Here is an 18,698-nt window from a genome sequence, read left to right on the forward strand (position 1 = left end):
ACCTTGCGTATGAAAATCAAATCCATCCGTACCCGTGTCTTCGAGTGGAAGGGCAAGGTGGTGCCGCCCCAGGCGCACTTCTGCACCAACGCCACCGACATCCTCTATGAGCGTGGCGATGCCATGGGCTCGTTCCGCTTCCATGGCTGGCTGGTGGTGGAAATCGAAACCGACACCGGCATCGTCGGCATCGGCAACTGCGCCCTGGCGCCGCGCGTGGCCAAGGAGATCATCGACCTCTACCTGGCACCCATCGCCATCGGCGAAGACCCCTTCGACTACGAATACATCTGGCAGAAGATGTACCGCCGCAGCCACGCCTGGGGCCGCAAGGGCATCGGCATGGCCGCCATCTCGGCGGTGGACCTGGCGATCTGGGACATCATGGGCAAGGCGGTGAACAAGCCGGTGTTCAAGCTGCTGGGCGGGCGCACCAAGGAAAAGATCTGGACCTACGCTTCCAAGCTCTACGCCAACGACAACCTCGACCTGTTCCTGGAAGAGGCTCAGGGCTACCTGAACCAGGGCTTCACCGCGTTGAAGATGCGCTTCGGCTACGGGCCCAAGGACGGCCCGGCGGGTATGCGCAAGAACATCGAGCAGGTCCGCGCGCTGCGTGAGCTGGCTGGCCCGGACGTGGACATCATGCTCGAATGCTACATGGGCTGGACCCTGGAGTACGCCCGCCGCATGTTGCCGAAACTGGCCGAGTTCGAGCCGCGCTGGCTGGAAGAACCGGTGATCGCCGACGACATCGAAGGCTATGTGGAGCTGAAGAAGATGGGGATCATGCCCATCTCCGGTGGCGAGCACGAGTTCACATCGTACGGTTTCAAGGACCTTCTGGAGCGCCGTGCAGTGGACGTGATCCAGTACGACACCAACCGTGTCGGCGGGATCACCGCGGCGCGCAAGATCAACGCCATGGCCGAAGCCTGGTCGGTGCCGGTGATCCCCCATGCCGGGCAGATGCACAACTATCACCTGACCATGGCCAGCACCGCGTCGCCCATGGCTGAGTTCTTCCCGGTGTTCGACGTCGAGGTGGGCAACGAGCTCTTCTACTACGTGTTCAAGGGCGAGCCGCAGCCGGTGAATGGCTACATCCAGTTGGACGACAACCTGCCGGGCCTGGGCCTGGAGATTTCCGAGGAACACCTGAAGGACTTCAACATCATCGAGTAACGGGCACTCCAGCCCAATGGGCAGCCCGGGCCAGGTGTGTCGGCGGCTCGAGCACCCGATTGGCCCCGGCGTATGCCGGGGCTTCTTTTGTGCGCCCAGCATGGGCGCACTCTTGGAGGTGTAAGTCCTCCCGTGAGCTGGCCACAGCGAACGAAGCGAAGCGCAACTGCGAAAGGGCGACCGACCGTGGGGAGGAAGCGTGGAGCGAAACTGCGAGCCGATGGACAAGAATCGGATACGAGGCGCTGCCGAGCAGGGCGAGCGGGCAAGAAGCCGCGAAGCTCTCGTGGCCAAGGCGAAGTGGCGTAAATCCGGCGGTTGTGCAGTGAAGGAGTGCGTCCTTACCTGGGGAGATCTCGCCTCATGCCTGAAAGGGCGACGGCGCCAGCCGGAGCGAGAAGTCAGCAGAGGCCGTAGTAGTCGTTTTTTTCGACGAAGGGCCGAACGAGAGAGAGCGCCATAGGCCATCTTGATGCGACATGACCGGAAGTCAGATGCCCGCCAAACGCGGGGCGGACGCCGACGAGAAACGGTGAAGCCGTGAATCGCTCCGTCAGCGACGAGGCATGGCGCCCGCAAGGTGATCCCGAAAACGCAGGGCAAGGGCTGCTGCAACGCGCCTTTGCGAGAGGCAACCTGCAACGCGCGTGGAAGCGCGTCAAGGCCAACAAAGGGGCGGCGGGAGTCGACGGTCTGGACATTGAGCAGACGGCCGAACACCAGCTGACCGAGTGGGCCGGGATTCGCCAGCAACTGCTGTCGGGGGAGTATCGGCCCAGCCCAGTCCGCCGCGTGGTGATTCCCAAGCCGGACGGCGGCGAGCGCGAGCTGGGGATTCCGACGGTCACCGATCGCCTGATCCAGCAAGCGCTGTTGCAAGTTTTGCAGCCACTCCTCGATTCCACCTTCAGTGAGCACAGCTACGGTTTTCGTCCGGGTCGTAACGCCCACGGCGCGATTCTCGCGGCGCAGCGTTACGTTGCCTCAGGGCGGCGGATCGTGGTGGATGTGGACCTGGAGAAGTTCTTCGACCGGGTCGATCACGACATTCTGATTGATCGTTTGGGCAAACGGATTGCGGACCGGCCGGTGATCCGGCTGGTGCGTGCCTATCTGGATGCTGGAACGCTAAAGGCTGGTGTGATCGAGAAAAGCCGCTGCGGGGCGCCGCAAGGCGGCCCGCTGTCGCCGTTGCTGGCGAACGTGCTGCTGGATGAAGTGGATCGGGAGCTGGAGCGCAGAGGCCATTGTTTCGTGCGCTACGCCGACGACGCGAACGTCTACGTGCGCAGTCAAAAGGCAGGTGAACGGGTGATGGCCTGGCTGAAGCGCTTGTATGGACGGCTGCACTTGAGTGCCAATGAGCACAAGAGTGCGGTGGCCAACGCGTTTGGCCGTAAGTTTCTGGGTTACGCGTTGTGGTCCAGGCGAGGCGAAGTCAAGCGGGCTGCATCCTATAAGGCGCAACAGCAGTTCAAGCAGCGGATTCGCTGATACACCCGACGCTCAAGCGGACGCAGCCTGCAGCAAGTTGTCGATGGCTTGCGCCCTTACCTGCTGGGTTGGAAAGCTTACTTTGGCTTGTCACAGACACCAGGCGTCTGGCGAGAGCTGGATGAATGGATACGACACCGCCTGCGAGCGATCCGGCTCAAGCATTGGAAGCGTGGGACGACGACCTACAAAGCGCTGCGAGCACTTGGCGCCAGTGAGGGAACGGCACGGCAAGTGGCGAGGAACACCCGTCGTTGGTGGCGCAACAGCTCCTTGGAGCTGAATCGAGTGCTGAATATCGCCTGGTTCGACCGTTTGGGGCTACCCCTGATCTAACCTCAATCTCTCGAACCGCCCGGTGCGGACCCGCATGCCGGGTGGTGTGGCAGGGGAACGGCCTGTGAAGGCCGTCCCCTATGCCGATTCAGGCCGACGCCAGGGCCAGGTCGGCCAGCACGCCGGTGAGGATCAAACGGATACCGTCGAACATGTCGAACATGTCGAGCATGGGAGGCTCCTGGTTGGGGGATGCCAATCCTGTAGGAGCGATTTCAATCGCGAATGAATTCGCCCCCACAAAACGCTTACGGGCACGAATCCAGGCGTCGCTCACGCCGCACGGGCTAGGCGAGAAGGGCGGAGAACGCGGAATGTACTGTTGTACATGAGCATTTCGACGCTCTTCTCAACAACGCCCGGGCAAGCGAGCGGCGGCCGGATCAGTGCTTGAACATCACATGGCGAATGGCGGTGTAGTCCTCCAACCCATACATGGACATGTCCTTGCCGTAGCCGGAGTGCTTGACGCCGCCGTGGGGCATTTCGCTGACCAGCATGAAATGAGTGTTGACCCAGGTGCAGCCATACTGCAGGCGCGCGGACAGGCGGTGGGCGCGGCCGACATCGGCGGTCCAGAGGGAAGAAGCCAGGCCGTAGTCGGAATCGTTGGCCCAGGCCAGCACTTGTTCCTCATCGTCGAACGCGGTGACCGAGATCACCGGGCCGAACACTTCGCGGCGGACGATCTCGTCGTCCTGGCGGGCGCCGGCGAGCACGGTGGGCTGGAAGAAGAAGCCCGGGCCGTCGACGCGCGCACCACCGGTGACCACCTGGATGTGCGGCACGGCGGCGGCGCGCTGGACGAAGCCTTCGACACGCGCCAGGTGCTGCTCGGTGATCAGCGGGCCGAGCTCGGTGGCCGGGTCGTCCTGCAGACCGGTCTTGAGGCTGCCGACGGCCTCGCCGAGCTTGGCCACGAAGCGCTCGTAGATGCCCTTCTGCGCATAGATGCGGCAGGCGGCGGTGCAGTCCTGGCCGGCGTTGTAGAAGCCGAAGGTGCGGATGCCTTCCACGGCGGCGTCGATGTCGGCGTCGTCGAAGATGATCACCGGGGCCTTGCCACCCAGTTCCATGTGCATGCGTTTCACGCTGTCGGCGGTGCCGGCGATGATCCGTGAGCCGGTGGCGACCGAGCCGGTGAGGGAGACCATGCGTACTTTCGGGTGGGTGGTCAGCGGCTCGCCGACGCTCGGGCCACGGCCGAAGACCAGGTTCACCACGCCGGCAGGGAAGAGCTCGGCGATGAATTCGGCCAGCTTGAGGGCGGTCAGCGGGGTCTGCTCGGAGGGCTTGAGCACCACGGTGTTGCCGGCGGCCAGCGCCGGGCCGAGTTTCCAGGCGGCCATCATCAGCGGGTAGTTCCACGGCGCGATGGAGGCGACCACGCCCACCGGGTCGCGGCGGATCATCGAGGTGTGGCCGGGCAGGTATTCGCCGGCGGCGGAGCCGTTCATGCAGCGGCTGGCACCGGCGAAGAAGCGGAACACGTCGGCAATGGCCGGCAGTTCGTCGTTCAGCGCGGCGGCGTAGGGCTTGCCACAGTTCTGCGATTCCAGGCGCGCCAGTTCTTCGGCGTGGGCGTCGATGCGGTCGGCCAGTTTCAGCAGCAGGGTGGCGCGGTCCTTGGGCGAGGTCTGCGACCAGGCCGGGAAGGCGGCGTCGGCGGCCCGCACGGCGGCATCGACCTGGGCCGGACTGGCCTCGGCGATTTCCACCAGGGCGGTGCCCAGGGACGGGTTGAGCACGGCGAGGCCGGGGCCTTCACCGGCGACGAGCTGGCCGTTGATCAGGAGCTTGGTTTGCATGGGGGCGTCCTCATAGTTGTTCCCTCTCCCTTCAGGGGCGACCGGCTAGGGGAGGGTTGGGGAGAGGGTTACTGGGTTCGGGTACACGGCGGTGCTTGGACTGAGCTTGGTTACCCTCTCCCCCGGCCCCTCTCCCTGAAGAGGAGAGGGGAGCAGAGCTCGGAGAGAGTGTGCGGTGGCTAGTTACTGCGCCGGCACCCCGGCGACGTCAGCGGCCGTTGGGGTTGGCTTGGAGAACTTCCAGGCGTCGCCGGCCGGGGCGGTGCCCTTGTCGTACGGCTTGGCCAGCAGCATGTAGAGGAAGCCCGCGCCCATTACCACCACTGTGGTCAGGATCATCGAGTAGTTGATGTACCAGGCGGCATCCGGGCTGCGCGGCCAGACCATGTTGACGATGGCGCCAAGGCCGTAGATCAGCGCGGCGACGTTCACCAGCAGGCCCCAGCCGCCCAGACTGAACTGACCGCTCGGGCGCCAGCCCTTGGCGCGGGCGATCAGTGCCGCGATCACGATCAGCTGGAAGGCGACGTAGATACCAATGGCGGCGAAGCCGACGATGGTGGCCACGGCGTCCGCCATGAACAGGCCGAGGCAGACGATGGCCGCCGGCAGGACACCGCTCACCACCAGGGCGAAGGACGGTACCTGGTTGGCGGACAGGCGCTTGAGCAGGTTGCTGCCGACGATCATTTCGTCACGGGCATAGGCGAACAGCAGTCGGCTGGCGGCGGCTTGCAGGCTGAGCACGCAGGAGATGAAGGACACCATCACCACGGCCATGACCAGCTTCGAACCCACCGGACCGAAGGCATTGGAAAGGATGGTGGAAACCGGGTCGGTGTCTTCGCCGGCGATGACCTTCTGCATGTCCGGCACCGCGAGAATCAGCGCCAGGCAGGCGAACATGGCTGCGGCGCCGCCGATGTAGATGGTCATGCGCATGGCCTTGGGAATGCGCTTGCCAGGGTTGGGGGTTTCCTCGGCCACGTCACCGCAGGCCTCGAAGCCGTAGTACTGGAACAGGCCCGCCAGGGACGCCGCGAGGAAGGCCGGCAGGTAGGAGCCGTTGACGTTGATCTCGAAGGTGTCGAACAGCACGCTGAACGGCTGGTGGCGTTCGAAGATCAGCAGGTAGCCGCCCACCAGGATGGCCCCGACCAGTTCGCAGAGGAAACCGAACATGGCCACGCGCGCCAGCAGCTTGGTGCCCACCAGGTTGAGCGCAGTGGATAGCAGGATCAGGCCAAGGGCGATGTAGATGTTGGCGTTGGAGTTGGCCTCGAAACCGAGCATGGCGGCCAGGTACGGACCGGCACCGACGGCAACGCCGGCAATGGTGGCGCACAGTGCCCAGGCATAGACCCAGCCCACCATCCACGCCCAGCGCTTGCCCACCAGGCGGCGTGCCCAGGGGTAGACACCACCGGAAATCGGGAACTGCGAAACCACTTCACCGAACACCAGGCACACCAGCAACTGGCCGAGGCCGATCAGCAGGTAGGACCAGAACATCGGCGGGCCGCCTGCCGCGAGGCAGAGACCGAACAGGGTGTAGACGCCGACCACCGGCGACAGATAAGTGAAACCGAGGGAGAAGTTCTCCCACAGGCTCATGCTGCGGTTGAAGTTGGAGCTGTAGCCGAGCGCGCGCAGCTGTTCGGCATCCTGATCGATCGAAGCGGTTGCACGCGCCGCAGAAGACCCACTCATATTGTTTTTCCTCATTTGAATGGCAGTCGTTTGCTTGGCCGGCGGGGCGGGGCCCGCCGGTGCTCATGGAAGAGCCTTTGTTGTTATGGGTGAAGCGTGATGCGGACTCAGACGGCCTTGGCCACCTGCTCGTCGCGGCCGTCGTCGAACTGCGACAGCCACTCGACGGCGGCGTCGCGGTAACGGGTGAAGCCCTTGTAGTCCACCAGCTCCTGGTTGAGGGACTTGAGCACGCGGTGCATGCGCTTGGCCCAGGCCGGGTTGGTGGCGATGTCTTCCAGGTTCAACAGATAAGTACGGATCGGGAACACGATGGCGTTGCTGCGCGGCAGGCGGTGCAGCGGCTGCAGCTCGATGCGCAGGTAGACCAGCTTGCCGGCGTTCTCGGCGGTCACCGTGGTGCGGTCCGGGGCCCAGTCCGGCAGGCTTTCGGCGGAGACGTCCAGGCGCGGGTTGACGGTCAGCGACCAGTTCAGGCGGCGTACAGGATGGCCGCAACGCAGGCGCAGGAGGAACTTCAGCGCGCGGTCGAGCATGCCGGTCTCTTTCACCAGCGGCACCGGACCGTGGAACTCGTGCCAGGCCATGCCGAGGTTGAAGCGCAGGGAGTAGTCGGCGCGCTGGGTGGCGATACCGGCGCCCCAGTACAGGGTGCCGTCACGCTCTTCCTGCAGCACCCAGTCGCCCTGGGCCTGCCGGGTGATGTATTCCATCGGCTCGTAGGGGAGGGTGGCCGGGTCGCCGAAGGTGAAGGTGTCGTCGATGTTCAGCAGCTTGTTGGTCCAGTGCCAGCGAGTGCCGTCCTTCTCCAGGCTGAAGAACTCGGGGTAGTCGCTGGCGTAGGACTCCATGATCAGCTCGAGCAGGTCCCACTGGGCTTCCATCATGTGCGGCGCCGACACGTAGTGCATGCCCGGGTCTTTCTCCAGGGTGATGGCGCGGTCGCGGCATTCGCTGATGTAGTGCTCGTCGATGTCGAAGACGGCCTTGAGCGCTGCGTCGCCCACCGATACATGGGGCTCCAGGTTCATCGAGTACATGTACTCGTCGTCCGGGAAGGGGAAGGGCGCGCGGGCGATGCACTCGGGGCTGTTCGCGTAGGTGTAGTCGTCGCGGTAGGTTTCGTCGGGTCGGAACTGGATGGTCATGGTCGTTCTCCGTTCAGCAGTCGATGACCAGCCGCGAGCACTTGGCGCGCGATACGCAGGGCATGATTTTCTTGTTGGCGGCCTTGTCCTCGTCGGACAGCCAGTCGTCGGTGTGGTGGATCTCGCCGTCCAGCTCCAGCACAGGGGTTTCACACATGCCGCAGGCGCCGCCACGGCACAGGTAGGGAATCTCGTGGCCGGCGGCCTCGGCGGCCTCCAGCAGGCTCTGGTCGGGCGAGACCTCGATCGTGGCGCCGCTGCGCGCCAGGGTGACGCTGAAGGCTTCGCCGACGCTGCCCTGTTCCAGGAACCGCTCGTAGTGGATGTGGCTGTCGGTCCAGCCCTGGGCGCGGGCGCTGTCGATGGCGTCCTGGATCATGGATTCCGGGCCGCACACATACAGGTGGCTGCCCAGCGGGCGGTCAGCCACTACGGCGGCGATGTCCAGGCGCTGGTCGATGTCGTTGCGGTACAGGCGCACCGCATCGCCATATTCGCGCACCAGTTCGTCGCCCAGGCGCGCGTGCTCCGCGCCACGCACGGCCAGGTGCACTTCGAAGGGCGTGCCGCGCAGACGCAGTTCCGCCAGTTGCGAGCAGACCGGGGTGATGCCCACGCCGCCGGCGATGAACAGGTGCAGGCGGGCGTGCTTGCTCAGCGGGAACAGGTTCACCGGGCGGAGGATTTCCAGCACGTCGCCTTCGTTCACGGCTTCGTGCATCCGCAACGAGCCGCCACGGCCGTCCTCGACCCGGCGTACGGCGATCTGGTAGGCGCTGGAGTCGTAGGGCGAACTCATCAGCGAGTAGGCGTTGCGGTAGGTGCCGTTCTCATGGGGGATCAGCACCACCACGTTGCTGCCACCGGAGAAAGGCGGCAGGTGCGCGCCATCGGTGGACACCAGGGTGAAGCGCTTGATTTCGGGGGTTACGGCTTCGACGCGGGCGACCCGCACGTTCAGGGTTCCGTTGCTCAGGCTCATGTGTCGAGCTCCTCGGCGGCCGGCAGTTCGCCGGGGACTTCGGCATCGGCCTTCACGGCCTGGAAGGCGGCGAGGCGGCGGGAGTAGTGATCGCGCACCACCAGCATCCGACTGCAGCTGGGGCACTGGAATACGCGCTGGGTGACATTCTCGGTGTAGCTGTCGCAGTGCACGCACCAGACGCGGCGGACGAAACTGCCGGCGTGCTCACGGAGCACTTCGTCACCGTTCATGTCGTAGCGGGTGGCAACCTGCATCGCGGTGCCGATGAAGCTTTCCGAACCGGAGAGGTAGAGGCGGGTGCCCATGTGGGCATCCCCGAGGATGTGTTCGAGGTCGTCCACCAGCTCTTGATTGCTGGCATAGACGCGCAGCTCGGCAACGTCGCGTTGTGAGAGTTCGGCGAGGAAGTCCTGGCCGGAAAAGGATTCCTGGGAGTAGAGCAGGGTAATGTTCAGGCCCTGCCCGGCCATGTCGTCCAGCAGGCGCAGCAGGGCGCGGCCGCCGCTGCCCTGGCCGACGACCAGATGACGGATACCGCCGGGGAGGGGGTGGAGCTGGTCGTATACCGGCCGGCTCTTGATACCTGTGATCAGCATTGTTGTTTTGCCTCCAGAGCTGCCGGACCTCTCGGGCCCGGCTTCTATGCGATGACCCACTCAGGTGGATGGGTTGCCGTTAGCTGGAGCACATGCTGTGCCAACTTAGTAACGTATTGAAATAAAACGAATTTTATTTGTCTTATAGTGCTGGATGTAGGCAGAAATGAATTGCCTTGTTGGCATTCTTGCAGCGTTGTACGGGAGTGCGGGGAGGGGGAAACGACAGCATTGGGGCACATCCCTGTGCCGGTGGGATCAGTCGCGTTGCAGCTTGCGGATCAGGGTGCCGATGTCGATGCCGAGCTGCTGGGCGGCCTTGCGCTTGCTGCCCTGGCTCTGGACCGCCTGGAGGATGAGTTGGCGTTCGAAGCGCTGCACCTGGGCCTTGAGATTGCTGCCGGCTTCCTCGCTGAGCGGCACGATGCTCTCGCCGTCCACACGCTCTGTCACCGGACGGGCGAATACCGGGGCAGCGAGACCGAGCAGTTCCGGTGGCAGGTGATGTTCCTGGGCTTCTTCGTCCGCCAGCACGGCCAGACGTTCGAAGACGTTCACCAGCTCACGGATGTTGCCGGGGTAGTCGTAATTCATCAGGCGCTGGCGGCAGCCTGCTGAGAGTCGCAGGGTCGGCTGACGGTCGCGGTTGATGCGCACCAGGAGGATGTCCATGAGCACCGGGAGGTCTTCCAGGTGCTGGCGCAGCGGCGGGATTTCCACCGGGAGCACCGCCAGGCGGTAGTAGAGGTCGGCGCGGAATTCGCCGGTCTCCACCAGGCGACGCAGGTCCTTGTTGGTGGCGGCGATCACCTGCACCTGGACCGTCTTGGAGAGTGGCGAGCCCACCGATTGGATGCTGCCGTCTTCCAGGAACTTGAGCAGCTTGGCCTGCACATGCAGCGGGATTTCGCCGATCTCGTCGAGGAACAGCGTGCCGCCCGAGGCGCTCTCGATATAACCGCGTTTGCCACCCTGGAGCGCACCGGTGAAGGCGCCGCGTTCGTAGCCGAACATCTCGGACTCGAACAGGCTTTCCGGGATGCTGCCGCAGTTGACGTGGATGAAGGGTCGGTCGCCCCAGCCGGCGGCGCGGTGGATGTGCCGCGCAATGGCGGTCTTGCCGACGCCGGGTTCGCCCAGCAGCAGGAGCCTGGCGCGCCGGCGAAAGGCCCGCACGCCAGTGTCGGCGATGCTGGAAAGCAACGGTGAAAGGTGCAGGGCGTTGTCCTGCGGGTCGCCCAGGCCGCTGTTCTCTGCGGGCGCAAAGGCCTGCGGGGAGGTGCGGCGCTGGCTCTCGCGGCCTTCGAAGTCGCGCTGCACCAGAAGGGTGTAGGGTTTTTCGTAGGCGCCGGTGGGTACCGCCTGGGTACTGGTGAGGAACATCCGACCATCGCGGGAGCGGGTCAGGGCGCTGGTGCCGCCACGGCTGACGGCCTGCTGGAAATCATCGAAACCCAGTGCCGAGCGCTGGAAGAACTCGGCGTTGGGCAGGCCCAGCGCTTCCTGGCGGGACAGGCGATTGACCCGTTCTGCGGCGAGATTGAGGAAGCGCACCCGCGATTCGCCGTCGCAGAGGATGATGGCCTCGCTGAAGCTGTCGAGCAGCGCGTGCAGGGCCGGCGTTTCCAGTAGTGCGGAGAGCACTTCGCTGCTGACGCTCACCGAGGAGCGCATGCCCATCTTCAGCGATGGCAGGAGGTTCTTGTCGATCATGGATGCAACTCGCCGCTATGGCGGATGCCGCGCTCGGTTGCACGCAGCACCGCGACCTTCCAGGCCACGCCTTCCTGCATGAGGATGCGCGAGCAATGGACGTTGAACAGTTGCGGCCGGCCGCTCAGGTCGGGCAGCTGCAGGCTGTGCCAGGTGCGTTCGGGCAGCGACTGGTCCAGCAGGGCGTGGGCGATGCTGGTGCCCTGGGTGATGCCGAAGGTGTTCTCGAAGGCAGCGTTGCGCCATTGCGGCTGGAGCTCTTCGTCGATCACCACCACCGCGTCCGGCACCGCGTCGAAGACCCGGCGCAGCGCATCGATGCGTTGCTCGGCGTCGTGCTGCACGCGCAGCTCCTGGCTGACGTCGCGGATGCTGCCCCACATGCGCAGCAGGCGGCCGTTGTGGATGGCGGCGCGCACATCGTTTTCCACGTAGGCGGGCGAACCATCGTGGCGGCGGTCCACCGAGAGGGCGCCGTCGACGCAGAAGCCGGTTTCCACCAGGCGCCGCACGAACTCTTCGTTGGCCGGGCTGCGCGGCCAGTAGAGGCGCACCGGTTGCTGGTTGAAGTCGACGTCCGCCGGCATTTCGTAGACCTCCGCCATGGCGCGGTTGCACATGCGCCAGTAGGAGCGGTTTTCGAACACCTGGCGGACGATCTCGTCGGGTGTCTGGGTCATGTCCACCGCCTCGGCGAACTCGATGCACCAGTAGGCCACCTTGGCGCTGTAGAGCATCTGGCTCATGACTTCGTTGGCGTTCTGCAACTCGTTCACCCGGCGGGTGAGGGCGCCGAGCGGCATCTTGATCAGGTGCAGGCGGGGTGTGGGCTCGGTGCGCCATTCCAGAATGCCGCTGGCCAGCATCGGCAGGAGCCCGCCACTGTGGCGGATCAGGGTGAGTTCCAGGTCCTGGATGCGTTCGTCGGCGGGCGGGTTGGCGAAAAGCAGATTCAGGGCGCGCACCGACTCGGCGGTGTAGATCTGTTCGATACCCAGCCCCAGGAGTTCATCCGGCGCATAACCAAGCTGGTCGCTCAGGCTGGGCGAGATATGCAGCAGTTGGCCGCTGATCGAGAGCGTGGCGGAAAGCAGCAGGCCGCGTTCGGCCATCAGGTGTAGTGGGTCCATGTCGATTCCAGGTGTTCTTGCGGGATTCGAACTTACGTCCGCACATTGCGTGCCAGCCGCCATGGACAGGTGGCGCGGGGCCTGCGGCCGAACGCGGGGTGCGAGTGCTGCATTTTTACAGCGCTTCCCGGCAGGACCACAGCACCTCCGGTCGGCCGATGGAAGGCTGGGCTTCCCTGTCCGGCATTGCACGCCGGCCGGCTCTTGAGTCACAGAGGCTTAGCCGATATCTTGAGGCGCCTAATCATTAGTCTGCTACCAAGTCCTTCCCCGGCAGACGACCCGGACCCCTGATGAGCTCCCAAAGTCCCTTGTCGCAACGCATCGACCAGCCGCTGAAAGGTATCGTGCTGGTCTGCCTGGCGACTTTCCTGTTCTCCAGCCACGACGCGATTTCCAAGTACCTGTCGGCGTTCTACCCCATCGTGATGGTGGTCTGGGTGCGCTATCTGGTGCACACGCTGCTGATGGCGGGCTTCCTGCTGCCGCGTGAGGGGATGCGGGTGCTGCGCACCAAGCGGCCGCTGTTGCAGGTGGCGCGGGCGCTCTGCCTGATCGGGGTGAGCCTGCTGTTCACGACCGGCCTGCGCTATATCCCGCTGGCCGAGGCGACCTCGGTAATCTTCCTCGCGCCGCTGTTGGTCACCCTGCTTTCGGTACCCCTGCTGCGCGAGCGGGTCTCCCGCGGGCAATGGGGGGCGGTGCTGGTGGGCTTCGCCGGGGTGCTGCTGATCGTCCGTCCAGGTGGTTCGCTGTTCACCCCGGCCGTGCTCTACCCGCTGGCCGCCGCCGTTTGTTTTGCCTTCTATCAGTTGCTGACGCGCATCCTTGCCCGAACCGACAGTTCGGCCACCAGCAACTTCATCACCGGCCTGACCAACACGCTGCTGATGAGCACTCTGGTGCCGTTCTTCTGGCACCTGCCGGACAACCTCGGCCACAGTTTGTTGATGCTCGCCCTGGGCACTTGCGGCATGGGCGGGCACATGCTGCTGACCCAGGCGTTCCGCCACGCTTCACCGCCGCTGCTGGCGCCCTTCGGCTATGGGCAGATCGTCTTTGCCGGCCTGCTCGGGCTGCTGCTGTTCAACCATGCGCCGGACCAGGTCGGCCTGCTCGGCATCGCCATCATCGTGGGTAGCGGGCTGTTCATGGCCTACGCGCAGAAGCGCTAGCAGCCTGCTAGGCGCTTTCCACCTGGCGCGAGTCCACATAGTCCTTCAACCACCTGAGTACCTGTACCGGTTCCCAGCGGGACGGATCGAACAGGGCATAGGCCTGGCCCTGGTAGCCCACCACATCCAGTTGCCGGTGATAGCCGGCACGCTGGAACAGCGCCTCGATCTCCGCCAGACAGGTGTTGAAGTGGAGGCGGCCGAAGGGCGTCTTGCCGTCGGTGACCAGACCTTCCAGGCGCAACTCCTCCACGGCCTCGCGGATTTCTTCCGGGGCCATGCGGCTCACGGTGTATTTCAACTGGCGTACATCCAGCATCGGGGTGTCCTCGGGCGGAATCAGTGCAGTCGCCGAGTGGCGAGCAAGGGCTGTACCTGGCCGGGGGGCGGGAAGGGCAGCGGTAACTGATAAGGCAGCGGTGCGTTGGTTGGAACGGGTTGCTCGGGTATCGGCAAGCGGATCGGGGCTGATACAGGCATAGGACTTTTCCTGGATTACTGTATATTTATACAGATAGCAGTTGCCGCGGTCTGATGGCAACCAAACCAAAGGAAAAATCTGTTGTCAGTCATTTCCCACTGACGCAGTACCGAGAACAAGAATCCTGATGATCCGCTCTATCCTGCTGTTTTCCCTGTTATTTTCCGCCGCCACCGAAGCCGCAGCCCCACGTACCTTCAACGAAGCCAAGAAGGTCGCCTGGAAGCTCTACGCCACTCACCCGGTGGAGTTCTATTGCGGCTGCCGCTACCAGGGCAATCGTGTGGACCTGAAGAGTTGTGGCTATGTGCCGAGAAAGACACCTCAACGGGCCCAGCGCATCGAGTGGGAGCACATCGTGCCAGCCTGGGTGATCGGCCATCAGCGTCAGTGCTGGCAGAAAGGGGGGCGCAAGAGTTGCACCGAGAACGATCCGACCTACCAGCGCGCCGAGGCCGACCTGCATAACCTGGTGCCGAGCATCGGCGAGGTGAACGGCGACCGCAGCAACTACAGCTTCGCCTGGCTGCCGCAGAAGCCGAGCCAATACGGCGCTTGCCCGATGGTGGTGGACTTCAAGGCACGCAAGGCGATGCCGCGGCAGCAAATTCGCGGGATGATCGCGCGCACCTACTTCTACATGAGTGATCGCTACGGTCTGCGTATCTCCAGCCAGGACCGCAAGCTCTACAACGCCTGGAATCGCCAATACCCGGTGGAAGCCTGGGAGCGTAACCGCAACCAGCGCGTGGCTTGTGTGATGGGCTATGGCAACCCGTTCGTGGGCAAGGTGGATATGGGTGTTTGCCGGCGATAGTGCCAACGCCTTTTGCGAATGAATTCGCACCCACACGGGCAGGCCTTCAGCTCACTTGGCGATTGATTCGCCCCTACAGGTGATCGATGGCCCACCAGGAAGGCAGGAGCCGCTGCACCTCCGGCCGCGCAAAGCGGTCGTCGATCAGGTGCACCACGCCCCTGTCCTCGGTCGAGCGGATGACCCGCCCGGCTGCCTGCACCACTTTCTGCAAACCCGGATAGAGATAGGCGTAGTCGTAGCCGGCGCCGAACTGCGCGGCCATACGTTGCTTTAGTTGCTCGTTGATGGGGTTCAGCTGCGGCAGGCCAAGGGTGGCGACGAAGGCGCCGATCAGCCGCTCGCCGGGCAGGTCGATGCCTTCACCGAATGCACCACCCAGTACAGCGAAGCCGATGCCCTGGCCACCGACTTCGAAGCGCTGGATGAACGCCTGGCGCTCGGCTTCATCCATCTGCCGTGCCTGCAGCCAGATGGGCACCTGCGGATGTTCGCGGGCGAACAGGCTGGCGACTTGCTGCAGGTAGTCATAGCTGCTGAAGAAGGCGAGGTAGTTACCGGGACGTTCTGCGAACTGCCGGGCCATCAGCCGTGCGATGGGAGTGAGCGATGCGTTGCGGTGCTGGTAGCGTGTTGAGACGTCGGTGGCTATCTGCACCCGGAGCTGTTCGGCGCTGAAAGGGGAGTCCACTTCCAGCCAGGGTGTATTGGCGGCCAGTCCCAGCAGGTCGCTGTAATAGCGGCGCGGGTTGAGGGTGGCCGAGAACAGCACGGTGGAATGGCTGGCGGCGAACCGTGGACCCACGAATGGCGCGGGTACCAGATTGCGCAGGCATAGACGCGACAGGCTGCTTCCACTTTTGCCGGGGCGCTTGCTGAGGTCGAACAGCGAATGGCTGTCGAACTGCTCGGCCATGCGACCGAATTGCATGGCTTCGAAGTAGAACTCCTGCAGGGCGGTATCCACGGCGGTGGGGTTGTCGGTGAGGTAGTCGGTAATCGCGGTTACCGCCCCTTGAAGGGCATTGAGCAGCTTGGTCGGAGGTGCGTCATAGGCGCGGTAGTCCTCGGCCTGTTCCTTGTTCAGTTCGCTCCAGGCACGGCCGACCCGTTCCAGGGATTTTTTCAGCGTGGCCGGCGCAGTCTTGCGCAGGGCCTTTAGGCTGAGCTGGTCGAGCTCGGCCGAGTACATCTTGCGCGCCCGTTCCACCAGGTTGTGGGCTTCGTCCACCAGCACGGCGACGCGCCACTGATTGGTGTTGGTCAGACTGTGGAGCAGGGCGCTGGAGTCGAAGTAGTAGTTGTAGTCGCCCACCACCACGTCGCTCCAGCGGGCCATCTCCTGGGCCAGGTAATAGGGGCATACCTGATGGGCGAGTGCGATTTCACGAAGGGTTTTGCGGTCCAGCCAGCGGCGTTCCGCTGCCGCCTTGCGCGCGGCAGGCAGGCGGTCGTAGAAGCTTCGGGCGAGGGGGCAGGATTCACCGTGACAGGCATTTTCCGGGTGCTCGCAGGCCTTGTCGCGGGCGACCAGTTCGAGCACGCGCAGGGGCTCGGCATCGATCTGCTGCAGGGCGTCGAGCGCCAGTTGGCGGCCAGGTGTTTTCGCCGCGAGGAAGAAGACCTTGTCCAGCGCCTGGCGCGGAACCGCCTTGAGCAAGGGGAACAGGGTGCCCAGGGTCTTGCCGATCCCGGTGGGCGCCTGAGCCATCAGGCAGCAGCCGGTGCTGGCCGCCTTGTAGACCGCTTCGGCGAGCTGGCGCTGGCCGTGGCGGAATCCGGCATGGGGGAAGGCGAGGGCTTCAAGGGCTCCGTTGCGCGCTGCTGCGTGGGCGACTTCCTGTTTGGCCCAGGCGATGAATCGCTGGCATTGGGTTTCGAAGAACCGGCGCAGGTCATCGGCCTTGTGGCGCTCGATGAGGAGAGTTTCCTTCTGGCTGCCGACATCGAAATAAACCAGCGCCAGTTCGATTTCCGGTAGCGACTGCTGCTGGCAGAGCAGCCAGCCGTAGACCTTCACCTGGGCCCAGTGCAGGTGCCGGTGGTTGTCCGGCATGCGCTGAAGATCGCCGCGATAGGTCTTCACTTCTTCCAGACGGTTCAGCACCGGGTCGTATCCGTCGGCGCGGCCGCGTACCCGCAGCGGGCCGAATTCGCCAACCAGCACCACTTCCGTCTGGTAGCTCTCGCCGCGACGGCTGGCCACCAGTGCGTGGCCGGCCATGCCTTCCTGTGCAGTGGGCGCAGGGGTGAAGCGCAGGTCGAGGTCGCCCGTCTTGGCGGTGAACTCGCAGAGCGCGCGTACGGCGACGGTGTAGCCCATGTCAGGTGTCCGCCCATTGCACGTAGCAGACTTCCACGGGAATGTCGTGCTGGGCACAGAACTCCAGCCAGCGCAGTTGGTTGTCCTGGAGGCGGTCACCGGGACCCTTCACCTCGATCAGGCGGTAACGACGCTCGGCTGGCCAGAACTGGATCAGGTCCGGCAGGCCGGAGCGGTTGGACTTGATGTCGGCGAGGATGCGCTGGAAGCAGGCTTTGAGCTGTGTCGCCGGCAGGCAGGCCAGCGCCCGGTCGAGCAGGGCTTCGTCCAGGTTGCCCCAGTAGACGAAGGGCGACAGCAGCCCTTGTTTGGCGGCGAAGGTCCGGCGAATGCTGGTCAGGTAGTCGGCACTGTCCAGTTGCGCCAGGCAGGCGTCGAACAGTTCGGTGCGGCGAGCATGGAAATCGGGGCTGAGCAGGTCCGCCGGGCCATTGTGGAAGGGATGGAAGAAGGCACCGGGCAGGGCCGCGAAGATGGCATCCCAGCACAGCAGGCCGAACAGCGAGTTCAGCAGGGTGTTCTCCACGTAATGCACGGGCGCGTCGTCTTCGTGGAAGTGCTGCAGCACAGCGTGCTCCACTGACAACGGTTCCGGGGGCTGGGGTAGCACAAGATCGATGCGTTGCACCGATGCACGGCCGGCTGGCGGCTCCTTGGGCAGGCCCAGCTTTCGCCGCAGGCGCGGCAGGATGCGGATCAGGTGTTGCTGCTCTTCCTCGCTCTCGGGCGCTGCGTTGGCGAGTTGCGCAAGGTCGAAGGCATCGTCATGGGCGTCCAGGCGTTCTAGCACGCGAATGCGTCGGACCCGCGCCCCCGGGTAGCCGCACAGGCCATACAGGCCAAGCGCGGCTTCCAGTAGTTCGCAGCGTTCGCAGTGCTGGCCAACCTGGAACAGCAGTTTGCGACGACGCGCATCCAGCCACGGGTTGGCGTGGGGTTCGACGGGAAGTTCGGGCAGTAACTGCTCAAGTGCCTCGCCCGCCTCGAAGCGCTCCCGCCAACGGTGCAGGCGCAGGTAGTAGTCGAGGTCGGCACGCTCGCGGAAGCCCCTTGCCGAGGTATCGATCTCCACCTTTTCGTACTGGTAGATGCCGAGGTCGGCGAGGACGAATTCGGACCAGTCCTGGTAGAGGTTGCCGAAGAACATCAGCCGCAGGCGATCGCAGATGTCCATCAGGCCGAGGGCATAGACGCAATCGCTACTGGCCGGAAACCAGTCCGCAAAGGTGCGGCGACCATCGTATTCGGCAAGGAGGTTCTCCAGGCGCTCCGCCTTGCGTCCTGGTGCCTTGCCGAAGCAGGCATCCACTTCGCCCAGCGTGAGCAGGCCGAACAGCTGCGCCAGGTCCAGTTCCGCCGCTGCATCCACCCAGCCGAGCGCCAGCAGCGGAACAGCCGCATCGCGGGTATCGCCGATCTCCGGGTAGTTCAGCTTGCTCGCACGAAACAGCGTGCCCTTGCGCATCACCATGCGAACCAGCAGCGCCTGGGAGGCGCGGGGCAGGGCGCGGAAGTCCTCGATGAATGCCTGCTCGTCGCCGTCGAGCAGGTCGTGATAACGCTCGCTGATCCAGTCCAGCAGGGTGTGGAAGTTGTGCAGGTAATAGAAGGGATCGTCGAGGGCGGCAGGCATGGCGGGAGAAGGCAGACCAGTCTTTTACTGTGGATATATACAGATATCAGGCACGGCGGGGGCGCGGCAAATGCATTTCGATCAGTGGGTCTGCGGGCGCCAAGACGCTATTTATTTTGTCGCGCCTGAAACTAAAAAACCTATATCCAAAGCCTTTTGGCGCG

The 18,698-nt window shown here is 64.3% G+C and carries 14 protein-coding genes and 1 pseudogene; 4 read left to right on the top strand and 11 right to left on the bottom strand.

Going from position 1 to position 18,698, the window contains the following annotated elements; all coding sequences use genetic code 11:
- Nucleotides 1-9 precede the first annotated feature (9 nt).
- Nucleotides 10-1,185 carry an L-lyxonate dehydratase gene (locus THL1_RS09700; RefSeq protein WP_069083080.1) on the top strand — a complete coding sequence of 392 codons (1,176 nt, stop codon included), beginning with the start codon at nt 10-12 and terminating at the stop codon, nt 1,183-1,185.
- Between the two features lie 540 nt (nt 1,186-1,725).
- Nucleotides 1,726-3,015 (top strand): annotated as a pseudogene (gene ltrA / locus THL1_RS09705) (group II intron reverse transcriptase/maturase).
- An 88-nt stretch (nt 3,016-3,103) separates the two neighbouring features.
- On the opposite strand, the gene THL1_RS29565 reads toward ltrA, so the two are convergent.
- The 8 genes from THL1_RS29565 to THL1_RS09740 form a co-directional block, all read right to left on the bottom strand.
- On the bottom strand, nt 3,104-3,292 hold the full coding sequence (locus tag THL1_RS29565; protein WP_145928280.1) for a hypothetical protein: 189 nt from the start codon (nt 3,290-3,292) through the stop codon (nt 3,104-3,106).
- Between the two features lie 106 nt (nt 3,293-3,398).
- Entirely contained in the window at nt 3,399-4,823 is a 1,425-nt protein-coding gene (locus THL1_RS09710) for a gamma-aminobutyraldehyde dehydrogenase (RefSeq protein WP_069083081.1), read from the bottom strand.
- A 183-nt stretch (nt 4,824-5,006) separates the two neighbouring features.
- A complete protein-coding gene (locus THL1_RS09715) occupies nt 5,007-6,533 on the bottom strand; it encodes an APC family permease (RefSeq protein ID WP_069083082.1) in 1,527 nt (508 codons plus the stop codon).
- A gap of 107 nt (nt 6,534-6,640) precedes the next feature.
- Complete coding sequence (locus THL1_RS09720) at nt 6,641-7,681, bottom strand: heme-dependent oxidative N-demethylase family protein (RefSeq protein ID WP_069083083.1); 1,041 nt, start codon at nt 7,679-7,681, stop codon at nt 6,641-6,643.
- A 13-nt stretch (nt 7,682-7,694) separates the two neighbouring features.
- Nucleotides 7,695-8,663 (bottom strand): PDR/VanB family oxidoreductase, encoded by a 969-nt coding sequence (locus tag THL1_RS09725; RefSeq protein ID WP_069083084.1) that lies wholly within the window; start codon nt 8,661-8,663, stop codon nt 7,695-7,697.
- Nucleotides 8,660-9,262, bottom strand: coding sequence for a dimethylamine monooxygenase subunit DmmA family protein (locus THL1_RS09730; protein ID WP_069083085.1), 603 nt, complete (start codon nt 9,260-9,262; stop codon nt 8,660-8,662). The genes THL1_RS09725 and THL1_RS09730 overlap by 4 nt, the downstream gene beginning before the upstream one ends.
- Before the next feature lie 258 nt (nt 9,263-9,520).
- A complete protein-coding gene (locus tag THL1_RS09735) occupies nt 9,521-10,975 on the bottom strand; it encodes a sigma-54 interaction domain-containing protein (RefSeq protein ID WP_069083086.1) in 1,455 nt (484 codons plus the stop codon).
- Nucleotides 10,972-12,105 carry a PAS domain-containing protein gene (locus tag THL1_RS09740; RefSeq protein ID WP_069083087.1) on the bottom strand — a complete coding sequence of 378 codons (1,134 nt, stop codon included), beginning with the start codon at nt 12,103-12,105 and terminating at the stop codon, nt 10,972-10,974. The genes THL1_RS09735 and THL1_RS09740 overlap by 4 nt, the downstream gene beginning before the upstream one ends.
- A 293-nt stretch (nt 12,106-12,398) precedes the next feature.
- Here THL1_RS09740 and THL1_RS09745 point away from each other — a divergent pair, with 293 nt between their 5' ends.
- Nucleotides 12,399-13,280 (top strand): DMT family transporter, encoded by an 882-nt coding sequence (locus THL1_RS09745; protein ID WP_069083088.1) that lies wholly within the window; start codon nt 12,399-12,401, stop codon nt 13,278-13,280.
- A gap of 7 nt (nt 13,281-13,287) precedes the next feature.
- On the opposite strand, the gene THL1_RS09750 is transcribed toward THL1_RS09745, so the two are convergent.
- Entirely contained in the window at nt 13,288-13,599 is a 312-nt protein-coding gene (locus THL1_RS09750) for a transcriptional regulator (RefSeq protein ID WP_069083089.1), read from the bottom strand.
- 289 nt (nt 13,600-13,888) lie between these two features.
- On the opposite strand from THL1_RS09750, the gene THL1_RS09755 reads away from it, so the two are divergent.
- Complete coding sequence (locus tag THL1_RS09755) at nt 13,889-14,578, top strand: endonuclease (RefSeq protein WP_069083090.1); 690 nt, start codon at nt 13,889-13,891, stop codon at nt 14,576-14,578.
- 73 nt (nt 14,579-14,651) lie between these two features.
- Here THL1_RS09755 and THL1_RS09760 read toward each other — a convergent pair whose 3' ends face one another.
- Together THL1_RS09760 and THL1_RS09765 are read right to left on the bottom strand one after the other, a co-directional pair.
- Entirely contained in the window at nt 14,652-16,901 is a 2,250-nt protein-coding gene (locus THL1_RS09760; RefSeq protein ID WP_069083091.1) for an ATP-dependent DNA helicase, read from the bottom strand.
- 1 nt (nt 16,902) lies between these two features.
- Nucleotides 16,903-18,534 (bottom strand): VRR-NUC domain-containing protein, encoded by a 1,632-nt coding sequence (locus THL1_RS09765; protein ID WP_069083092.1) that lies wholly within the window; start codon nt 18,532-18,534, stop codon nt 16,903-16,905.
- Nucleotides 18,535-18,698 lie beyond the last annotated feature (164 nt).

This window comes from Pseudomonas sp. TCU-HL1 (assembly GCF_001708505.1).
Lineage (GTDB): Bacteria > Pseudomonadota > Gammaproteobacteria > Pseudomonadales > Pseudomonadaceae > Metapseudomonas.

What these genes read in the sequence shown, in the direction of transcription:
- THL1_RS09700 (WP_069083080.1), top strand. Translation starts at nt 10, where the DNA reads ATGAAAATCAAATCCATCCGTACCCGTGTCTTCGAGTGGAAGGGCAAG.
- THL1_RS09710 (WP_069083081.1), bottom strand. Translation starts at nt 4,823, where the DNA reads ATGCAAACCAAGCTCCTGATCAACGGCCAGCTCGTCGCCGGTGAAGGC.
- THL1_RS09715 (WP_069083082.1), bottom strand. Translation starts at nt 6,533, where the DNA reads ATGAGTGGGTCTTCTGCGGCGCGTGCAACCGCTTCGATCGATCAGGAT.
- THL1_RS09720 (WP_069083083.1), bottom strand. Translation starts at nt 7,681, where the DNA reads ATGACCATCCAGTTCCGACCCGACGAAACCTACCGCGACGACTACACC.
- THL1_RS09725 (WP_069083084.1), bottom strand. Translation starts at nt 8,663, where the DNA reads ATGAGCCTGAGCAACGGAACCCTGAACGTGCGGGTCGCCCGCGTCGAA.
- THL1_RS09730 (WP_069083085.1), bottom strand. Translation starts at nt 9,262, where the DNA reads ATGCTGATCACAGGTATCAAGAGCCGGCCGGTATACGACCAGCTCCAC.
- THL1_RS09735 (WP_069083086.1), bottom strand. Translation starts at nt 10,975, where the DNA reads ATGATCGACAAGAACCTCCTGCCATCGCTGAAGATGGGCATGCGCTCC.
- THL1_RS09740 (WP_069083087.1), bottom strand. Translation starts at nt 12,105, where the DNA reads ATGGACCCACTACACCTGATGGCCGAACGCGGCCTGCTGCTTTCCGCC.
- THL1_RS09745 (WP_069083088.1), top strand. Translation starts at nt 12,399, where the DNA reads ATGAGCTCCCAAAGTCCCTTGTCGCAACGCATCGACCAGCCGCTGAAA.
- THL1_RS09750 (WP_069083089.1), bottom strand. Translation starts at nt 13,599, where the DNA reads ATGCTGGATGTACGCCAGTTGAAATACACCGTGAGCCGCATGGCCCCG.
- THL1_RS09755 (WP_069083090.1), top strand. Translation starts at nt 13,889, where the DNA reads ATGATCCGCTCTATCCTGCTGTTTTCCCTGTTATTTTCCGCCGCCACC.
- THL1_RS09760 (WP_069083091.1), bottom strand. Translation starts at nt 16,901, where the DNA reads ATGGGCTACACCGTCGCCGTACGCGCGCTCTGCGAGTTCACCGCCAAG.
- THL1_RS09765 (WP_069083092.1), bottom strand. Translation starts at nt 18,534, where the DNA reads ATGCCTGCCGCCCTCGACGATCCCTTCTATTACCTGCACAACTTCCAC.